Here is a 17,343-nt window from a genome sequence, read left to right as displayed (position 1 = left end):
CTGTCGACGGAAATGGTCAAGCGTGGCAAAGAAGTTTAAATCATGAACGATATTTAATGGAATGATGGGAGAGGTGGATTGCGGTGAAGGCGGGGTGCAACTGGAAGGTGGCCACAGGATCGACGGTGGAAGTGGTGACCATCAACCCGCCCGCCCGATGTGTCTACCGGCTTGTGGGCAAGCGAGTCTGGGATACCAGCGGATCCCCTGCGGTGCCTGTGGCCAGCATCTTCGCAAGTCGTAAGGGGTGGTTCTCTAACCTGATCCCCCGTATGAACCCCCATATGACCCCCCGTGTGAACCCCCAACGGAAGCCACTGTGCGTGTGAATGATCTTCCGATCGGCTACTTCACGTGACATTCGGTCAACGTGGAGGTTGAGGCTGGCTATGTGGTCACACCGACCAGGCACGGTCATCCAGGTGGCAACAGCGGCGGGCACCTCGTCGTGGGTGCCGACCACCCTGGTCGCGCTCATGGGTGGTGCCCCAGGCAACAAAAGAGGTTCTTTCCACGATCAGCTCGTATTTCATCGAGGGGATGGTCGGATAAATACGCTGTCCTGCACGATAGCATTCTGGCGTGCACCTTGAAAAAGATGGCTAAAGAAGATCTTTGATGCGAATCCGGTGCGCAAGGGTTTCCGGTCGCGGTGATGTGCTCGTTGAAGCCGGAACTCCTGGAGTTCTTGACGCTGTCTCAGACGCTGACCGCCTGGGATGAGGGCCACCCTGAACTTATCGCGCAGGCTCAGGCGTAAAGCCGCCACAACGTCGACAAGGCAAGCGCACCCACCGGAACGGCCGAGCCGAACGAAATCGCTCTCGCCAACGACGAGTAGTGATGGGCGCAGGCACGGACATGGTCCGGCCTGCATCAGCGGTCCGCGCCTGGTGGCACTGCCGCCTCAGCCGGCTGCGCTGCGACCATGGTCTCTGCGAGAGCCTGAGTTCGCTGGGCCGACGGGAACATCCTCGTGGCGCTGCCCCAGCCGGGCGGCCAGCCCACGCGCCTGCGGCGTCGGCGCCGCGTCGACCTCGGCCAGCCGGGTGGTGAGCAGGGTCAGCGTCCGCGGGATGGCATCAAGCTGTCCGAGCCGTTCCTGTAGGCGCATGATGTCGCGGTAGAGCAGCTCGTTGTGCGGGTCGAACGTCCGCGCGACCTCCAGGAGATCCAATGTCTGCTGCGGGTCGGAGTCGACCAGCGCGCGGGCCAGCGCGGCGACGGCGTCGATGGCGTCGCGGCGGATCGCTTCGCGCGCGGGCTCGATCCACTCGGCCGACATGCCTTCGGCCAGCGGGCCGCCGTAGGCGTTGACCACGTCCCGGTAGGCGTCGACGCGGGCGGAGTCAGTCGCGGCGGTGCGGCGGGCGGCGATGGCCTGCGCGAAGCGCCAGTAGTCGACGCGAACGCGTGCCGGATCGAGCTGGTAGCGGCCATTGCCCACCGAGACGATGTCGCCTACCGCCCCGTTGGTGGCGGTGGCCAGCGCGGAGCGCATCCGCGACAGCGCCGTGTGCAGAGCGTTGGTGGGACGAGACGGTGGTTCTTGTCCCCACAGCGCCGAGACGAGCGCCTCGCGGGTGGCACCGTCGGGATGCAGCCCCAGCAGGACCAGTAGCTCCTTGGTTCTGGGCTGCAACGCCCCGGTGATCTCCCGTGGACTGTCGGTGGCACCGGGACCGGAATGCCAGTGCACGCGCAGACCACCGAGCATGGTGATCGTGATCAGCGCGGAGTTCACGTCCTGTTCGCCGCCGGGCGTGACGGTCGGTGCTGCTTGAGCTGCCGCGGTCGTGGGCTCACTGGTCGGGGCCGGTTCGTCGTCACCGACCTCACCTACGTACTTCCGCTCGTCCACAGCAGCGTCGGTCACACCCGACGCGGCGAGCCGCTGGCGACCGGTATCCGGTGGGCGCAGCCGTACACCGAGCGCGGGACCGGAGATCTCCAGCTCGGTGTCCGGAGGCGCTGGTCGCGTGGCTGCGGCCGTGACCTCCAGTTCGACCCCGTCTGGTTCCGCGTGGCCAGTCTTGAGCCGGTCTGTATCCTTCTGCGCCCGGTGGTCCTTGCCAGCGGGTTGTGCCGCCACGATCCGAGGGCGCAGCACCGGGCCGAGAACGGGGTTGTTCTCGACCCGGGGGTCGGGCTCGGCTTGGCGCAGCAGGGTCAGCAGCTCGGTGGTGTCGTCGCCGCCGAGGCGGAACATCCGGGTTCCGCGCAGGGCCTCGCCCAGACCGGGGCCGGTGGCCGAGATCGTGCCGCCCTGGCGGACGTAGGCGGTCACGCCGGGCTGCCACTGGCCCAACAGCAGACCGGTGACGGCGAACGGCACGCCGTTGTCCAGGACCGCTTGCAACCGTTGGTGGTGTGCCGATGGTTTGGCCACCAGCACCAGCGGCGGCCACATCCCCGGCCCGGTGCCGTGTTCACGGCTGGCAGAGGCGCGCACCAGGGTTTCGGCTTCCACCGCGTCGAGCGCGTCGTCCAGGTCGGCGACCACCCGCACGGTCGACGGCACGTGCTCGTGGGTTGCCCCGCGTCCGAGGACCGAGGCTAGGTCGTCGGCAGGGACGACGACCATCGCCCCTGCCGACTTCGCCAGGTGGCCCGGGGTGGTGAGCACGGCGATCAGCAGCGCGCGGGCTGCGGCGGACGCACCGGGCCCGACCAGCCCGAGGCCGCGGGCGGTCGCGAGGTCCAGAGCGACCTCGCGACCGTCTCGGACACCCAGCCCCGGCGCAAGGGTGGGGTGCCGGCTGACTCCGGTCCGGGGTGCGCCCACCACAAGGGGTGGCTGCGGCGGCACGCGCTGGGGACGTTCGCGTTGTTCGTCGTCCGGGTCGTCGCCGAGGTCGATCTCGTCGTCGACCTCGGCCCGCAGATGAGCCAGGCGCAGCTGGTAGACCACCGGTGCCACGGGCAGGTCGTCGCGGTCGCCGCTGCCGGGCCGGTACCGGTTGCGATAGCGGCGGCGGGCGACCAGCAGCATTGCGCTGATCGCGGCGGTCAATCCGAGACTGACGAAGAGCTCCGGTCCCCACTGGAAGCCGGGTTCGCCCGGTGCCGCTGGAGCGTTGTCCGTGTCGGTCGCGGCGGGTGGTGTCTGGTGGGTGGGTGGCGCGGGCGGCACCGGTGCGGGCGGTTGGTTGCTCGTCGGTGGCGCGGAGGTAGTCGGCGGTGGGGAGGGCGGGGCGGGGGAAGACAGGTCCGGGTCCGCCGGGTGCGACGGCACCACAGGCACGCTCGCCTCGCGCGGCAGTGCCAGTTCCTCACCGGGGAAGATCAGGCTCGGCTTCGTGAAGGGATGCCCGTTCGGTTGGGGCCTTCCCTGGTTGAGCTCGAAGATCTCCGGCCACCGAGTGCCGTCACCGAGGGCGCGCTCCGCGATGCGCCACAACGAGTCGTGGACCCCGCCTTCTGGCGGCCGTACGACCACGGACTCCGGATGGGTGGGCGCGCTGACGGTGGCAGCGTCACCACCGGCGGTGGTCCGGGTGGCGACCACGGCTTTGCGGACCGCCACCTTCTCCTCGCCGTGCGCTGGGTGCTGCCAGGCGGGTGCGGTCGCCACGACCTGCGATCCGGCGCCGAGCGCGGTGGACAACGAGGTGGCGGGTGCTGGCGTGGGCCGATTGCCCAGCACGGACAGCAGGGCGGCACCGACCAGCACGCTCGCCAACGCGTGCATCGGACCTGCGGCAGAGAAGTCCGGCAGCTTGGTGGCGGCGTCGAAGCCGCTGCGGGCCAAGTCCACCGTGCAGCGCAGGACGTCGATGGTGAACGCGGCCCAGGTGGTCCAGCACAGGCAGGCGATGAAGTCCAGCAGGAATGTCGTCGTCATCGGGCCGAGCAGCACGCCTTCGACCTCGACCCACGTGGGGACGTGGTCAGGTAGCGGCCAGCCGATGTAGTGCCACAGCGCCCACGGCAAGCCCGCCACGAGCGCAACCAGTACTGCGGCGGCGATCAGACCTCGCAGGACCCGTCCGGCCGACCGGACCACGCAGACCAACATCCACCACGCGCGGCGGCCCGCGCCCGGTGGCCGTATCGGCTCTCGGCGGGACTCGTGTGACGGTGCGGTCACGGCTGGCTCGTTTCGTCGGCAGTACAGGTCGCGGTGGCTCGACGCTCACTGGGCCACGGAGCATCAAGTGAGCGCGGGCCCGGGTGGATTGGGTACCGCGGTCCGAACTGCACGATCGAGCGGCGTCATGCCAGCCCCGCCGTGAGGCACGTCGATGGCATCGGCGCGACGTCCGGGCAGCGGTGTGGCTGTCTGGCCGTTCGTCGTCCTCGCTGCGGCCGACCCTCGGCTCGTGCCGCCCTGTACGCCACCGGAGGGTTTGTTTCGCCTGGTGCGGAGGGGTTTGCGGGCGGTGAGCCACCCCGTCAGATCGGGTGCCGGGATGTCGGTGAACCTCGCCAGCTCGTCGATGTCCATGACGTCGCTGGCCTCGGCGAGCACATCGCCGAGTTCTCGTTCGACGTCGTCGAGTTGCCCGGCGAGCACGGCCCGACGCTGTGCGAGTTCACCGACCTGCTGCGCCACAGCGGATCGCTTCACACTGCGTGCGGTGTCGGCCTGCTCGACGCGGCGTTGGATCTCTTCTGAGGTAGCCATGCCGGCTCCTTTCGTTGAACGCGCCGCACCAGGTGCGGACGATTGGTGTGCGGTCATGGGTCGGCGTCCACCACACCGCGCTGGGGATGAGCGCTACCGGTGCCGTGGACGGTGAGGCTGGAAATCCCGACCATGCCGAGCAGTTGTGTGTTCTGCGACGCGGTGATGGTGACGGTGACGGTGTCGCCTGAGACGGTCACCGTCCCGGAGGCTCCTACGGTGGCGAGGTAGCTGTGCGCATCGGCGACCGCCTGGACTGGGGCCAGGTGCAGGACGCCACTGTTGCGGTAGGCGGCGAGGTCGATGGCCTGGGCACCGGCGCGGGCGGCGGCCTCGGCCTGGCCGTTGGCCTTGACCTTGGCCGACAGTGCCAAACCGCCGTCCAAGGCCAGCCCAGCCAAGGCGAGGATCCCGATGGTGAGCACCACGACGAACGCGGTCACCCGACCGTCGTCGGCCCGCCACCAGGTGCGTCGCTGTGTTCGCCACCACCGGCGCCGCCGTGTCCACCAGCTCGGCCGCGTGCGCTGTCCCCGGCGGATCATGAGCCACCTCCCGAGGTGTTCCCCGAAATCGAACGCCAGGTGTCGACCGGCTCGACAGCGGTGGTGGACAAGAGTTTCCAGCCAGGCACACCGAGCAGCAGCGCGTCTCCGAAGTCCACGGTGCAGGACACGGTCACGCTGACCGTGCCGCCTGACTGCATGCCGCTGGTGTCGGTGTCCACGTTCAGCGACATGCACGTCACCCCGGCCGAGGACAACGCGCCGGCGGCGGTGGACTGTGCTGCCGCAGTCGCCGTGGCCGAGGTGCGTTCGACGCTCGCCGCGCGGGCCGCCTGGTGAGCGGCGTCCTCCAACCGCAGTCGGGCATCCACACCCCGGTGGATCACCACAGCGACGAACACGAGCAGCATCACCAACAACGGTGCCACCAGGGTGACTTCCGCCGCTACGGAGCCCCGGTCAGCGTGCCACCAGGCCCGCCAGTCCCGGCCGCGCCCCAGCGGCCGTTGTGAACCACCGGACGGGCACGTGATGGCGGTCCGGTCAAGGGGCGGGTGCGTGGTCGTCACGGTCATGGCTCCGGTTCTTCCACCGCCGGCGACATGGGCACGAACCGTTCGACCGGGCCGGCGGCCTCGGCGCGTACGGGCAAGCTGAGGAAGGGGATCACCGAGGTGGTGGTTCCGGAGATCCGGACCGACGCGGACGTCGCGCTGCGGTCGGCGCCGACGCTGGTACCGGTCAACCGGCCACTTGCGAGCTGGTCGAGCATCTGCTGCGCGCTCGCGCTGCCCGCTGCCGCGGTTCCGCCTTGGGCTCGCGCGGCGGCGAGCCCTTGGGACGCGGCGGCTTGAGCAATGTGGGTGGCGTGTGACCACAACGCGAACTGCACAATCGCCAGCAGCATCAACAGGAGCAGCGGAGTCACGATCACCAACTCGGCGCTGACCGCGCCGCGGTCGCCGCGCAGCAACCGTCGAACACGGCCTCGCGAGGTCGCCTTCCCTCCCATCGGCTGCGGTCGATCACCGGTGCCGCGGCCTCGGTGTGTCTGGCGCGTCCCCATCACGGCTACAAGTTGATGCCGTTGGCCTTGGCGGTGACCTTTGCGATGACGATCGCGATGATCGCCAACGCGGCCACCACCAACAGTGCCGTCACCAGCACTGTCTCGGTCGAGTACCCGGCCTCGGGCTCCCGGCGCAACACGTCCCACCGCGTCTTCAGCGTCGTCCACAACGCCACCAAGTAGAGGTGCATCGCGTTCTCCTTCCAGTCTTGACGAACCGAGACTCACAGCCCGGTGACCACTTGAGTGAGTGCGGGGTAAGCGATAAAGGCCAAGAAGCCAAAGAACAGCGCCATCACTGGCAGCGACATGCGCTCGGTGGCAGCCTGGGCTGCGCCTTCGGCATCGGTGATCTGGTGCGTGCGCAGCGCTCCGGCCTTGGCCGCCAGCGACGTTCGGACTTTCGCACCTTCGGTGCCGGCCAGGCTGACCGAGGCGGCGAGCTCAGACAGCTCAGTGACGTCGAGTTCCTCGCCGAGCTGGCGCAGTGTTGCCCACGGCGTTGTCCGGGTCAAACGGGCGCTGTCCAGGGCGCGGCGGATCTGCTCGAACGCCCAGCCGCGTCCGATGGCAGCCGAGTCGTTGAGCGCGCTGTCCACCCCGGCACCACCGGCGAGGGTGATCCACACCAGGTCGAGGTAGGCGGACAAGGCGTGGCGGAACCCAGTGCGCAGCTTCGCCGCCTCCGAGCGGGCTCGCAGGTCGGGCAGGACGAATCCGGCGGCTGCCAGCACCAGCCCGGCGATGATCGGGAACTCGATACCCAGTGACAGCCCGGCCAGGGTGAGCAGCAGTTGCAGCAGCACCGGCGCGAGCAACCCGGCGATCGCCAAGGTGGCCTTCTCCGCCAGATGAGTCGCGACCGGGCGGCCGATGACACCGAGATCACGGGCCAACCGCGTACCGGGCAGGCCGAGTGCGTGCAGCGGGGCGATGAACGGCCGGCCGAACTTGACCGCCCAACCCACGTCATCAGTTGTCAGAATCGGTGTCGGCACGGGCGGCGCCGTGGTGCGTGCCAGGACCGCGCCCAGCGCGGGACGCGGCGGGAACGCCCACACCGCCAGTGCCCACAGGCCGATGCCGAGCCCGGCTCCCAGAACGAGTGCGGTGATCACGGTGGTCACACCTGCCTGTCGGCGACGAACGCGGACCGGGGCCGGCTGTCGGCGTCATGGGTCAGGGACAGGAAGCGGTCGGGCTCGGTGACCTTTGCGACGCGTACCAGCCAGGCGAAGCCCAGTCCGAAGACGACGCCGATCCCCAGCAGGACGACCTGCCCGGTGGCCGAGTCGTAGGCCGACAAGTACGGGCGGTTGAGCAGCACCACCGCGACGGCGAAGCACAGGGTGGTGCCGACGATCACCCGCACCGAGGTCCGGGTGCGGGCTCGCCCGGCCTCGACGCGCATCCGCATCGAGGCTTGCTCACGGGCGGTGTGAGCCAGGGAGCCGAGCAGGTCGCCGAGCTGGCGGGCCTGTTGCTCGGCCGCCAGGACCAGCGCGGCGATGACGAGGTCGCCGGTGGGGTCGCCGAGCCGGTTGGCCAGCTGGCGCAGCGAGGGTGCCAGGCGGTCGCCGTTCCCGATGCCGACGGCGAGGTCGATGATCTCGCCGCGGATGGCCGGCGGCGCCAGCGGAGCGGTCGCGAGGATGGCCTGCTCCAGCCCGGCGGCGGCCGAGAGCGTGTCGCGCAACATCTCGGTCCAGGTCGCGATGGCCTCGATCCGCGCAACCCGACGGACGTGCCGGGGGTCGCGGCCCAGCACACGAGGCAGTGCCCAGAGCGCGAGCCCGGCCAGCGCGGCGCCGACAACCCAACCGGTGACCACCCCGGTGAGCACACCCACCGCCCCAGCGAGGCCGATCCGCAGCGCCTGGCGCTGGTCTCGGGGCGCGGCCTGCGTGGCGCGGGACCGCGCGCGGGCGAACGGTCCGGAGCGCCGGTTCGCCTCCACGCCACGCCAGCCGACGATGACCAGCAGCAGGCCAACACCGACTCCGACACCGAGCAGGGCCGACAGGGCGGTCGTGGCGCTGATCGAGGTGTTCACCGCGGCCACCAGCCTTCGGGCTGTTCCAGCAGACCGGCGTCGAAGCCGACGTCGAGGAGGTCGTCGAGGGTGTCGGTGCGCAGCGCCCCGGCCACCGGCCGGGCGCGGCGGTCCGCGCCGGGCCGGTAGACCTCGTTGGAGACCACCTGCGGGCCGTCGGCACCGACGACCTCGCGGATCGAGGACACCACGCGGGTCGTGCGGTCGATGCCGCGGGCCAGGTGCACCACGAAGTGCACCGCCGAGGCGACCAGCAGGTTCGTCGCGTCCAGCGGCAGGCGTTCGACGCCTTGGGCGGCGTAGGAGGCCAGTCGGGTGAAGGCGACTCTCGAACTGGAGGCGTGCAGGGTCGCCATCGAGCCGTCGTTCCCCTGGCTCATGGCGTTGCACATCGGGATGACCTCCGGACCCCGGATCTCGCCGACGATCACCCGGTCCGGGCTCATCCGCAGTCCCCAACGCACGAGTTCGGCCTGGGAGATCGCGCCTTCGCCCTCGACGTTGGCCTCACGCGCTTGGAAGGCGGTCACGTCGGCGTGGACGTCGGGGTCGAGTTCCAGGCCGAGTTCGAAGGCGTCCTCGATGGTGACGATGCGCTCCAGCGCGTCCATCTCGGACGCGAGCGCCCGCAGCAGGGTCGTCTTCCCCGCTCCGGTGCCGCCGGTGATCAAGATGTTCTTGCGCGCCCGCACCAGTGCGCGCAGGAACTGCTCCAGGCCGGGGTCGACGGTGCCGCGAGCGCGCAGTTCGGGCAGCGTGACGGTCAGGTAGCCGTGCTGGCGGATCGACAGCGACGTCACTCCGCCCGCGGTCAGTCCCATCACCGCGAACAACCGTTCCCCGCCGGGGAGCTGGAGGTTGACCGCCGGGGATCCGTGGTCGAAGCGACGTTCCTGACTCGACGCGCGGGCGGCCAGCAGTCGCACCAGGTCGGTCAGCTCCTCGTTCGACCCGGCGATCGGGGCCACGCGTGCCCGGCGGCCGTCGTTGTACTGCACGAACACCCGGTCGAAGCGGTTCGCGTTGATCGTCTCCACCGTCGGGTCATCCAGCAGCGGCTGCAGACCGGCCATGCCGAACAGCTCGTTGATGACCTCGGTGATGACTTGCTGCTCGACATCCCGGCCGACCAGCGAGCGGTTGTCCATCAGTTCGTTCTCGCTGTGTGCCCGGACCGCGTCATCCAGGATCGCCCGCGCCAGCTCGCGCCGGGCCTCCCTGCTGACCGAGGCGCCGGTACGGCGCTGCTGGGCGTCCACCCGAAGCGGCAGCTCGGTGCCGAGCGTGTCCCGCAGATGCTGACGAAGCCGCCCAACGGCCTCGGATGCCTGCGCCGGATGGGTGTCGCTCGGCGCTGTCTGCTGGCTCGATGCTTGCTCTTGCTGCTGGTGGGAGCGCAGAGGTACCGGTGGGGAATAGCCGTTAGACGGATAGTTCATGACGCTTGTCCTCCCCACGACGTGTTCTCGTAATTCGGGGGTGCGGGTGCGAGCCGCAACCCATTGGCTGAGACAGCGGTGCCGGGCACACCGGGTGCCGCTCCCACAACCGGCGATGCTTCGTTCTCCGCAGGCTTCTGCCGCGGCATCGCGGCGGGTGGGACCTGGTCGGCGAGGAGTACCTTCGCGACCTTGTGCGCGACCTGACCCAGCGCCGAGTGGGCCGGTCCGCTCCGGCCCCATCGCCGCGTGCTGGGCCGTCCGCACAGCACCGCCGCCCCGTGCGGATCACTGGGAACGCGGCCCAGTGGCAGCACTCCGAGTTCGCGGGCGACCTCCGCTGTCGAGTACCCCTCGCCAACCAGCAGCATCGCCGGATGCGCGGTCCAGCGGCCGATCGCCGGCAGTCGACGGGCCAGGTGCGCGAGGTCGTCGGCGTGAGCACGGGTCAGCAAGACCATCGCGTCGGCTGAGCGCACGATTGGCATCGCCGGTGACCCGGCGTCGATTCGGCCGCAGTCCACGATCACCGCGCTGTCCGGCGCACTCGCGGCAGCCCGTAGGACGCCCGCTCCGGCGGTCGGGTCGGACAGCGCGGACAGCGCGGAAAGCGCGCGGTCGCCGTCCGGTGGCGCGGCCACCACCGGCAACCCGCCCGGCAGGGCTTGCGCGTGCTGCCACAGCAAGGCCGGGTCATCGCTGCGCCGGGCGGCAGCCACCAAGCTCACCAGCCCCGGCGTCGACTGCAACGAGAACCGGGTCCCGACGTCCCCGCCGGACGGATCGGCCTCCACCAGCAACACTCGCGCAGGCGAGGGCCACCTCGCGGCCAGGGCGACCGAGAACGTGGTCACCCCAGGCGACCCTTTCACCGACAGAACCGCCACCAACATTACCGATCACTTCCCGGAAGCATCACGATCGACAACTGACCGGCGGGCACAGCCGCGATCTGGCGGGCGGCGGCCTGCTCCATCTCTACCGACACCACCGTGACCTGCTGGTTCGGCGGTGCGGTCACGCTGGTGACCACCGCCGACCACACCGTCGCCGAGTCCGACGTCGGAGGGTTCGCGAACGCGGCGCCCGACTGTCCGGGCACGAACACCACCGACACATGAGTGCCGGGGGATACCTCCACCGGGAACTGCCCAGCCTTCAACGACAAGGCCGCGATCGCCCGCCCCGCGGTGGGAACCCCGGCTCCGCTCACCGCGTCCTGGGTCAGCAGTGCACCGGCGGGCAGGCTCGCCGACATCGTCTTTCCCATCACACCGTCCGCCTGGCTCACATCCACAACAGACACTCCAGGATCGACGGCGACACTGACCTGCTTGAGATCCTGTGCTGTCAACACCTGCCCGACCGACACCGGCCGCGCCATCGCCAGAACGGACTGCTTGTTCCCGGAGTTCAGCGACACCACCAGGAACGCTGCGGCACAGGCAAGCACGAGCAGGGCGCCCAGCAGCAGGTGCGGGATGCTGCGTCGGCGTTTCGTTCCGCGCAGCCGCGACGCGGGCTTCTTGTCGTCCGAGACCCAGGAATCGCTTGCCGACATCCTGCGTCGGTCGATGTTCGGCCGGGTGATGTTGGTGGTCACGCCGGTACCTCCTTCAGGCATGGGGGTAGCACGCCGCGTCGCCATGGTTCTCAGCGAGCGGAAGGTGAGTTGCTGTTTGTCTTGTTATGAAGGGAGGCGAACTCAGCCGCGGCCGTTGTTGTTGAGTGCTTGGGACTCCGCAACCCGGAAGGCCGCGTTGCCGGTCGTGGTCAAGTTCGGGAACGTGCCGCTCTGACCCGCGCCCGCCCAGGTGACGGTCCAGTGCACTGTCACGGAAACGGGGAACGCTTGCCCCACTTGCCCTGCGGACGAAGTGCGGTAGGTGTGACCGCAATCCGGCGACGGCGCCTTCGGGTCGCTACCGGCCAGAAACGGCGTGCCCGGTGCCACACACGTCACGCTGCTGCCGTCACCCATCGACCACGTCGCCGATGTCGGCTCCGCCACCGCCGTCACCGACACGCCGGGCACCGAGGCAGTAGCCGTCGATGGCACCCACCCGTCGGACAGCCAAAGCCAGGTCGGCAGGTGGACCAGTTGGTTGCCGAACGGGCTTGCGGCGATGGAGGGAGCAGGCAACCGCAACCGCTTGCGCGCAATCAACGCGACCTGCGCGGGCGTCATCGTCGGCGGGCTGTCAGCGTTGGCCGGAACCCACACCGGACCGTGCGAGTCGGGGTCCTTGCCATCGGGTGAGCACAACACGATGAACCAGCCGCCAGGCTCCTGAGGCTGGCCGGTTGACGGTTGGTAGTCGACCGGCACGTGTCGACACGCGGATTCGCCGGCGGTCGAATCGTCTTCCGAGCCGCTGTGACCGGGTTTGTGGGCATCGTCCGCTTGGTCGCCGTCCTGGCCCGACGAGCCTGCGTCGAGCTGGCAGTCCGGTGTCGGACTCTGGAAGCAGTCCACGTTGCCGTAGATGTCGGCGAAGGCAGGTACCGAACCCGCGAACACCACGATCAGGGCGAGGTTGACGGCGACGCCCGCGCGTTCGATGGTCAACACGTCCCGACTCCTTGCACACCGAAGTCCGATACCTTCCATGATCCGTCAGACTGTTTCTCCACGGTCGCTTTGATGAGCCGACGACCGCCTGCACCGTCGTCGGCCGGTTGCCCGCTGTCGGCGCGATACTTCAGTGCGTTAGTGGAGTCACTGCAATCACTGATGATCACCTGGGCAGGGTCTGCAGCCGGTTCCACTGAGGACACCTGCGCGTTGTGCGTCGGCGTACCCTTGCTGACAAGCCCGTTGTAGTGATCCGCGTACAGGCCGCGGGACAGAGTCGACAGCGCAAGCCCTGTCGCGTACCGGCCCAGCTTCGGTGACCGCCAGTCCGACGTGGCCGCTGCCTCGACGAAGTCCTCCCACATGCCTTGGTAGGCAGCGAGCGCGTGAAGCCTTGCCTGGTCCGCGGGACTTTGCGGTGCGGCGAGGCTCGCCGACGGCGACGTCGGCCCTGCGCTGCTCATGGGAGGGTTCGTGTCCTGCTGGCTACAGGAGGCGAGCATGAGCACCGCCGCACCTGCAACGAATGCCTGTCGAACTCGACCACTCGATGTGGCGATGATCTGAACGAGTGCCACAGCACACCCCGCTTCGCATCTGGACTTCCTGAACCACGTGAAGCTAGGTCTACACCGCGACCCGGTACTCACTTCAATGTGAGTAAGGCACTTGCTTTGAAGTCAGTATGAGGAGCCAGGCCCGGCGTTCACTCTTTCAGGTTAAGGTCGGTCCGATCGAGATCCTGTGGGCTGAGCAAGTGAAAGTATCCGAGCCCTGAGGGCAGTGTTGTGGGAGCTGCACAACGTAGCCGAATGGGGAGTCCGCGATGAACGGTGTGCTCCTGCCGCTGTGGGCCGGTGTTGGACTGTTGACCGGCGCGCTCCTCGCTATTCCGGTCCGGCGGCTACTCGGTTCACGACCCACTGCAATCTTTTTCCTGGCATGGGCACTCCCCGCACTCACAGCAGCCGCGTTCGCGGTCCTCGCATGGCGGTTCGGTGAGCGGTTCGACCTGCTTCCCTTCAGCGTGCTCGCTGCCGGTGGAGTCCCGCTCGGGGCAGTAGACGGTCTGGAACGACGCCTGCCGAGCAGACTGCTGTTGCCGACCGCCGCCGTCGTCGGATCCCTGCTGCTCGCATCGGCCATGGCGGACTCGCAGCCGACCAGGCTGCTTCACGCGCTGGCAGGCATGACGATCCTCGCCCTGCTCTACCTCGGCATCGCGCTGCTCACCAGCGGAGGACTCGGAGCAGGAGATGTCAAGCTCGGTGGCCTGCTCGGACTCGCGCTCGGCTGGCTTGGTTGGTCGGAACTCATCGTGGGCACCATGCTCGGCTGGCTCGCTGCGGCTCTCGGTTGGTTCGTGCTGCGAGCGTCGGGCCGCCTGACACGCGACTCGACCCTGCCGTTAGGCCCCTTTCTGCTACTGGGCGCACTCCTGGTTGTCAGTCTCCCGGTATAGGCGAACGCCGAGAAAAAGTGACCTGCGTGAGCCGGGCTCTGGTTGAAGCGGCACTCCGCATCTGTTAACCACCCGGTCGGATCTGGTTCATCGCCCACTCGGCAACAGGAGTGAGCTTTTCGACCAAGCACTCTGCCGTCGGCGTGAGAGCGTAGGTAACCGAGCGCGGGAAGACGGCCGCTTGCTCGACGCGGATGACAAGTCCATCCCGCTGCATGCGCTGCAGTGCACGTGAGAGAATACTGTCGTGCAACGTCGAGCCAGCATCATTCTGGCTCATCTTGCGGTAGCTGTGAATCTTCGCCCGTATTTCGCTCCAGTGAAGCGGGCCTTCTGCCAACGCTGAAAAGATCGCAGCGTCCCACTTCCCCCCAAGCAGCCTGAACACCTCGTGCAGGGCCGCGAACGAGCTCGCTTCGTCCCTCATCAGAGTTCCACGCCCACCGGTATCGGTCATCGATCGTCACCCCGCCGTGATCCCACCGCACATGCCTCTGCCTGACGTCCGTCCTCTTTGGACGCCAGCAGCGCGGCATCGGCAGCCAGCACCAGCTCTCCAAGTGCCGGTGCGGCGTCGGTGAGGGCCATACCGATTGATGCCGACAGTCCAGCCACGTGTGCCGCCGCTACTCCGTTCACGGTGGTCACTGCCACGACCAGCGCCCGGATCCCTTTCGCGATGCGCTGCGCAACCTCTCGTGCGTCCGTGACATCGCAGCGGGTGAGCAGCACGACGAACTCGTCGCCCCCGTACCTGCCGATCAAGTCACCATGGCGCGTCGCCGAGCGCAGCACGTCGGCCACGGCCGCGAGCACCATGTCACCGGCAAGGTGTCCGTACCGGTCGTTGATCACTTTGAACCGGTTGAGATCGATGAACAGCAAGGCACCCTGCCTCGGGCCGCTCATTCGTGCGAGCGCTTGGGTGGCGGCGTCCTGCCAACTGCGCCAGGTCAACAGCCCGGTGCGGTCATCGAGCGCCCACCTGCCCTCGACCGGGGTGCCGCACATCCAGCACCGCGCCGAGGAGTGCTTGCCGTCCTGCTTCACCACTGAAGCGAACACGTGCCGCGACCAGCGCAGCAGTGCGCCACAGGGCCTATCACGATGACTACCGGAAAGTGACGTTCGCCAAGACACGCTGATCCCCGATCATGCCGGAGGCCGCCGCACAGCAGGCCTCACCACTGCAGTTCAGGGATCAGCTCGATGGCGACAGAGCCAACCCAACCGGCATACGCCGATCAGCCCAGGCTAGGCAGTGACGCCGGTCACGTCAACCGCTGCGGTACGTGACCGGCAGTTTCCGTCATCTGCGGCGTGCGCCCTTGCGCAACCTCAGCCCCAGAAGGCGGTCCGCCGCCGGCATCAAGTTCTGGTAGAAGGTGCCTGCAACATGCGCGAACACCGCCACCAGGCGTGCGTCGGACCCGACCAGGACGCGCGCCCGTCGGCGCTCGACCCCGCGCAAGATGATCACTGCCGCCTGCTCCGGCTCGGTGCGCGCGACTCGCGTTTCGAAGTTCCTCGCTGCGGCGGCCGGGTTCTCGCCAGCTGCAAAGAGACCGTTGCGGACGATCGAGGTTCGAACACCACCTGGGTACACGCATGTCACCGAAACAGGATGCCCGGCAAGGGTCATCTCCTGCCGCAGCGATTCGGTGAACCCGCGAACGGCGAACTTTGACGAATTGTAGGCACCGTATTTCGGAGTGGCTATCAAGCCGAAGGCGCTGGAGAAGGTCACGATGTGGCCGCTGGTCGAGGTGACAACGTAGGGGAGGAATGCCTTGACGGTATGGACCGTACCTCGCCAGTTCACTGCCATGACCCGGTCGAAGTCCGAGATGTCGGAGTCGAGGAGGCTGCCGCGGTGGATGATCCCGGCGACCGCGAACACCGCGTCGACTCCACCGAACTCGCTGTCGACCGCAGTTGCGAAGTGCTGCATGGCAGCCCAATCGGTCACGTCGACCGTCTCGGCCCGCACGCGCACCCCGGCCCGTTCGCAATGACGTGCGGTATCCGCCACGGCCGCACCGTCCTGATCGGACAACGCCACATGCGCGCCTTGTCGCGATAGCTCGATGGCCAGTGCCCTCCCGATCCCCGAACCCGCGCCAGTGATCACGGCGACCTTGCCGTCGAAGCTCATCGTCACCCTTAACCTTCCGTCGAAACACTGTCCGAAGACGGGTTGGTCCTGTGTTCTCGGCGTGCTCGGCGATCTCAATCGACTTTGTCGCCGTTGGGCATGGTGAGAGTCACCAGAGCTGCGGTGGTGTGTTGGTCGAGCAGCATGAGTGCTGCGGTGGCGTGCACTCGAATCCACTCGCCATTCTCCGCACGGAGGCGCAGCGAGCCGCGTGCGCGACCGCAGGCGGCAAGTGCGTTGGACATTCCGACCGCAGTACGGAGATCCTGTCGGTGGATGCCTGGTCTGTGGGGCGTATCGAGCTTCCAGGCGATTCCGGGCAGCGGGTCATCGAGCCAACGCAGCAGCCGCATTGTGCGCAGGTCCACGATCGCACGCCACCGACCGGGCGTCGCCTCCGCTGCCACAACCTGCTGAGCCAGCAGCACCGGCGCCGATGGCGGCGCTGTGGGCACACTCTCGGACAAGCCGATGTCGTGCGTAATTCCCCGAACTATCAGCTCTGTCCCGCCCTCGACAGTGGGGACCTCGACACATCGGCAGGCAAAATGAGCCGCGCGCCGTACTCCGTCGTCCCGTTTCACAGTCCACGTCGCTTGATGCTCCGCTCCGGCTGTCGCGTTGACAAGCATGGCCAGCGCTTTTGACTCGTCCGAATTTGTTTGCAACCGACCGTATGCGAAAAGCTCCGCCAGGTCGTGTTCGTTCCTCCAGTTACCGGCTTCCGTCCCGTAGAGGCGGAGCAGGTCATCTGACCTACTGCTGATGTGTCTGGTGATATTTATATGCCAGGCACCTGCAGGGTTCCGCCGCGGTGGCTCGTCGTTCAACCTGCCCACCCAGGCGTAAACGCCGTGGACACGGTCACCGTACGTCTTTACGGGATGACCGATTACGCGGCGCTTTCCTGTGATGGTTGCGACCTCTTCCGAATTTCCGCTTTCAATCACTCGCGCGATCAGGGCGAGAACGTCCGCGAAAAAGGGGCCGCGACCTAGGATCGAGCGTATCGGAACCATGTTCCTCGGGCTGCTTCCGACAGCGATCACTGTCGGCTCGCGGCGATGGCCGCCGAATGTCTCGATCAACAGCCAGTCCGTTGCCACCGATCCGCCACCCCCGATCAAAGGTAAACCCCGTCGGGCAGTCTATCGCTACAGGCCAACTCGCGCTCGATCACCGATACCCGCGTGGGGTGATGGTGTCGGTCCGTTGAGGGCGTCAGGCTGTAGTGGCAGGCAGATTTTGGGCATGACAAGCAGTCCACTCTGGATCATGCGACTGTTCGGCACCGCTGGGAGCTTATGGCGCAACGATTGCGCGAGTTTCGTTCCTCGTTGGAGATGGGGCTATCCCTGTGTCGTCGTGAGGTGCAGGCACGCGGCGCTGTCGGCGGTCACACATCCCGGTCTACATTCGTCATAACCGGAAAGTATTGTTGACTGTCGCGCCGAACA

Annotated in this window: 18 protein-coding genes; 1 reads left to right on the top strand and 17 read right to left on the bottom strand. The window is 67.8% G+C overall.

The features are described 5' to 3' along the window. Positions 1-907: 907 nt before the first annotated feature. From EDD40_RS13010 to EDD40_RS43505, 13 genes are all read right to left on the bottom strand, one after another. A complete protein-coding gene (locus EDD40_RS13010; protein WP_246037634.1) occupies positions 908-4,006 on the bottom strand; it encodes an AfsR/SARP family transcriptional regulator in 3,099 nt (1,032 codons plus the stop codon). 147 nt (positions 4,007-4,153) lie between these two features. Next, the gene (locus EDD40_RS13005) at positions 4,154-4,627 is read right to left on the bottom strand and encodes an SPX domain-containing protein (RefSeq protein ID WP_211348165.1); all 474 of its coding nucleotides are present in this window, start codon (positions 4,625-4,627) and stop codon (positions 4,154-4,156) included. A gap of 53 nt (positions 4,628-4,680) precedes the next feature. After that, positions 4,681-5,070 carry a pilus assembly protein TadG-related protein gene (locus EDD40_RS13000; RefSeq protein ID WP_123743130.1) on the bottom strand — a complete coding sequence of 130 codons (390 nt, stop codon included), beginning with the start codon at positions 5,068-5,070 and terminating at the stop codon, positions 4,681-4,683. 98 nt (positions 5,071-5,168) lie between these two features. Then, complete coding sequence (locus tag EDD40_RS12995) at positions 5,169-5,633, bottom strand: TadE/TadG family type IV pilus assembly protein (RefSeq protein ID WP_281277851.1); 465 nt, start codon at positions 5,631-5,633, stop codon at positions 5,169-5,171. A gap of 71 nt (positions 5,634-5,704) precedes the next feature. Then, positions 5,705-6,145, bottom strand: coding sequence for a TadE/TadG family type IV pilus assembly protein (locus EDD40_RS12990; protein ID WP_123743128.1), 441 nt, complete (start codon positions 6,143-6,145; stop codon positions 5,705-5,707). Positions 6,146-6,204: 59 nt separating this feature from the next. Continuing rightward, the gene (locus EDD40_RS12985) at positions 6,205-6,393 is read right to left on the bottom strand and encodes a hypothetical protein (RefSeq protein ID WP_123743127.1); all 189 of its coding nucleotides are present in this window, start codon (positions 6,391-6,393) and stop codon (positions 6,205-6,207) included. A gap of 33 nt (positions 6,394-6,426) precedes the next feature. Beyond that, positions 6,427-7,320 (bottom strand): type II secretion system F family protein, encoded by an 894-nt coding sequence (locus EDD40_RS12980; protein WP_123747990.1) that lies wholly within the window; start codon positions 7,318-7,320, stop codon positions 6,427-6,429. Positions 7,321-7,325: 5 nt separating this feature from the next. Then, positions 7,326-8,264, bottom strand: a complete 939-nt coding sequence (locus EDD40_RS12975) for a type II secretion system F family protein (RefSeq protein WP_123743126.1) — start codon at positions 8,262-8,264, stop codon at positions 7,326-7,328. Continuing rightward, positions 8,252-9,694 carry a TadA family conjugal transfer-associated ATPase gene (locus EDD40_RS12970; protein ID WP_123743125.1) on the bottom strand — a complete coding sequence of 481 codons (1,443 nt, stop codon included), beginning with the start codon at positions 9,692-9,694 and terminating at the stop codon, positions 8,252-8,254. Before EDD40_RS12970 ends, EDD40_RS12975 begins: the two co-directional genes overlap by 13 nt. Next, positions 9,691-10,497: a MinD/ParA family ATP-binding protein gene (locus EDD40_RS12965; RefSeq protein WP_246037632.1), complete on the bottom strand. Its 807-nt coding sequence runs from the start codon at positions 10,495-10,497 to the stop codon at positions 9,691-9,693. The genes EDD40_RS12970 and EDD40_RS12965 overlap by 4 nt, the downstream gene beginning before the upstream one ends. Before the next feature lie 89 nt (positions 10,498-10,586). Continuing rightward, positions 10,587-11,297: an SAF domain-containing protein gene (locus EDD40_RS12960; protein ID WP_123743123.1), complete on the bottom strand. Its 711-nt coding sequence runs from the start codon at positions 11,295-11,297 to the stop codon at positions 10,587-10,589. A gap of 102 nt (positions 11,298-11,399) precedes the next feature. Next, complete coding sequence (locus EDD40_RS12955) at positions 11,400-12,266, bottom strand: hypothetical protein (RefSeq protein WP_246037631.1); 867 nt, start codon at positions 12,264-12,266, stop codon at positions 11,400-11,402. After that, positions 12,260-12,847 carry a hypothetical protein gene (locus EDD40_RS43505; protein ID WP_246037630.1) on the bottom strand — a complete coding sequence of 196 codons (588 nt, stop codon included), beginning with the start codon at positions 12,845-12,847 and terminating at the stop codon, positions 12,260-12,262. Before EDD40_RS43505 ends, EDD40_RS12955 begins: the two co-directional genes overlap by 7 nt. Positions 12,848-13,095: 248 nt before the next feature. On the opposite strand from EDD40_RS43505, the gene EDD40_RS12945 reads away from it, so the two are divergent. Then, positions 13,096-13,731: a prepilin peptidase gene (locus EDD40_RS12945; RefSeq protein ID WP_123743122.1), complete on the top strand. Its 636-nt coding sequence runs from the start codon at positions 13,096-13,098 to the stop codon at positions 13,729-13,731. Between the two features lie 64 nt (positions 13,732-13,795). On the opposite strand, the gene EDD40_RS12940 is transcribed toward EDD40_RS12945, so the two are convergent. The 4 genes from EDD40_RS12940 to EDD40_RS41000 form a co-directional block, all read right to left on the bottom strand. After that, positions 13,796-14,158 carry a winged helix-turn-helix transcriptional regulator gene (locus tag EDD40_RS12940; protein ID WP_170185055.1) on the bottom strand — a complete coding sequence of 121 codons (363 nt, stop codon included), beginning with the start codon at positions 14,156-14,158 and terminating at the stop codon, positions 13,796-13,798. A gap of 26 nt (positions 14,159-14,184) precedes the next feature. Further along, the gene (locus tag EDD40_RS12935; RefSeq protein WP_148088777.1) at positions 14,185-14,781 is read right to left on the bottom strand and encodes a GGDEF domain-containing protein; all 597 of its coding nucleotides are present in this window, start codon (positions 14,779-14,781) and stop codon (positions 14,185-14,187) included. Between the two features lie 259 nt (positions 14,782-15,040). Next, entirely contained in the window at positions 15,041-15,886 is an 846-nt protein-coding gene (locus EDD40_RS12930; protein WP_123747987.1) for an SDR family NAD(P)-dependent oxidoreductase, read from the bottom strand. A 74-nt stretch (positions 15,887-15,960) separates the two neighbouring features. Continuing rightward, entirely contained in the window at positions 15,961-16,992 is a 1,032-nt protein-coding gene (locus EDD40_RS41000) for a GAF domain-containing protein (protein ID WP_148088776.1), read from the bottom strand. Positions 16,993-17,343 lie beyond the last annotated feature (351 nt).

The organism is Saccharothrix texasensis, from assembly GCF_003752005.1.
GTDB lineage: Bacteria > Actinomycetota > Actinomycetes > Mycobacteriales > Pseudonocardiaceae > Actinosynnema > Actinosynnema texasense.
Note: the sequence above shows the minus strand (reverse complement) of the source record. Positions and strands in the feature narration are given on the sequence as shown.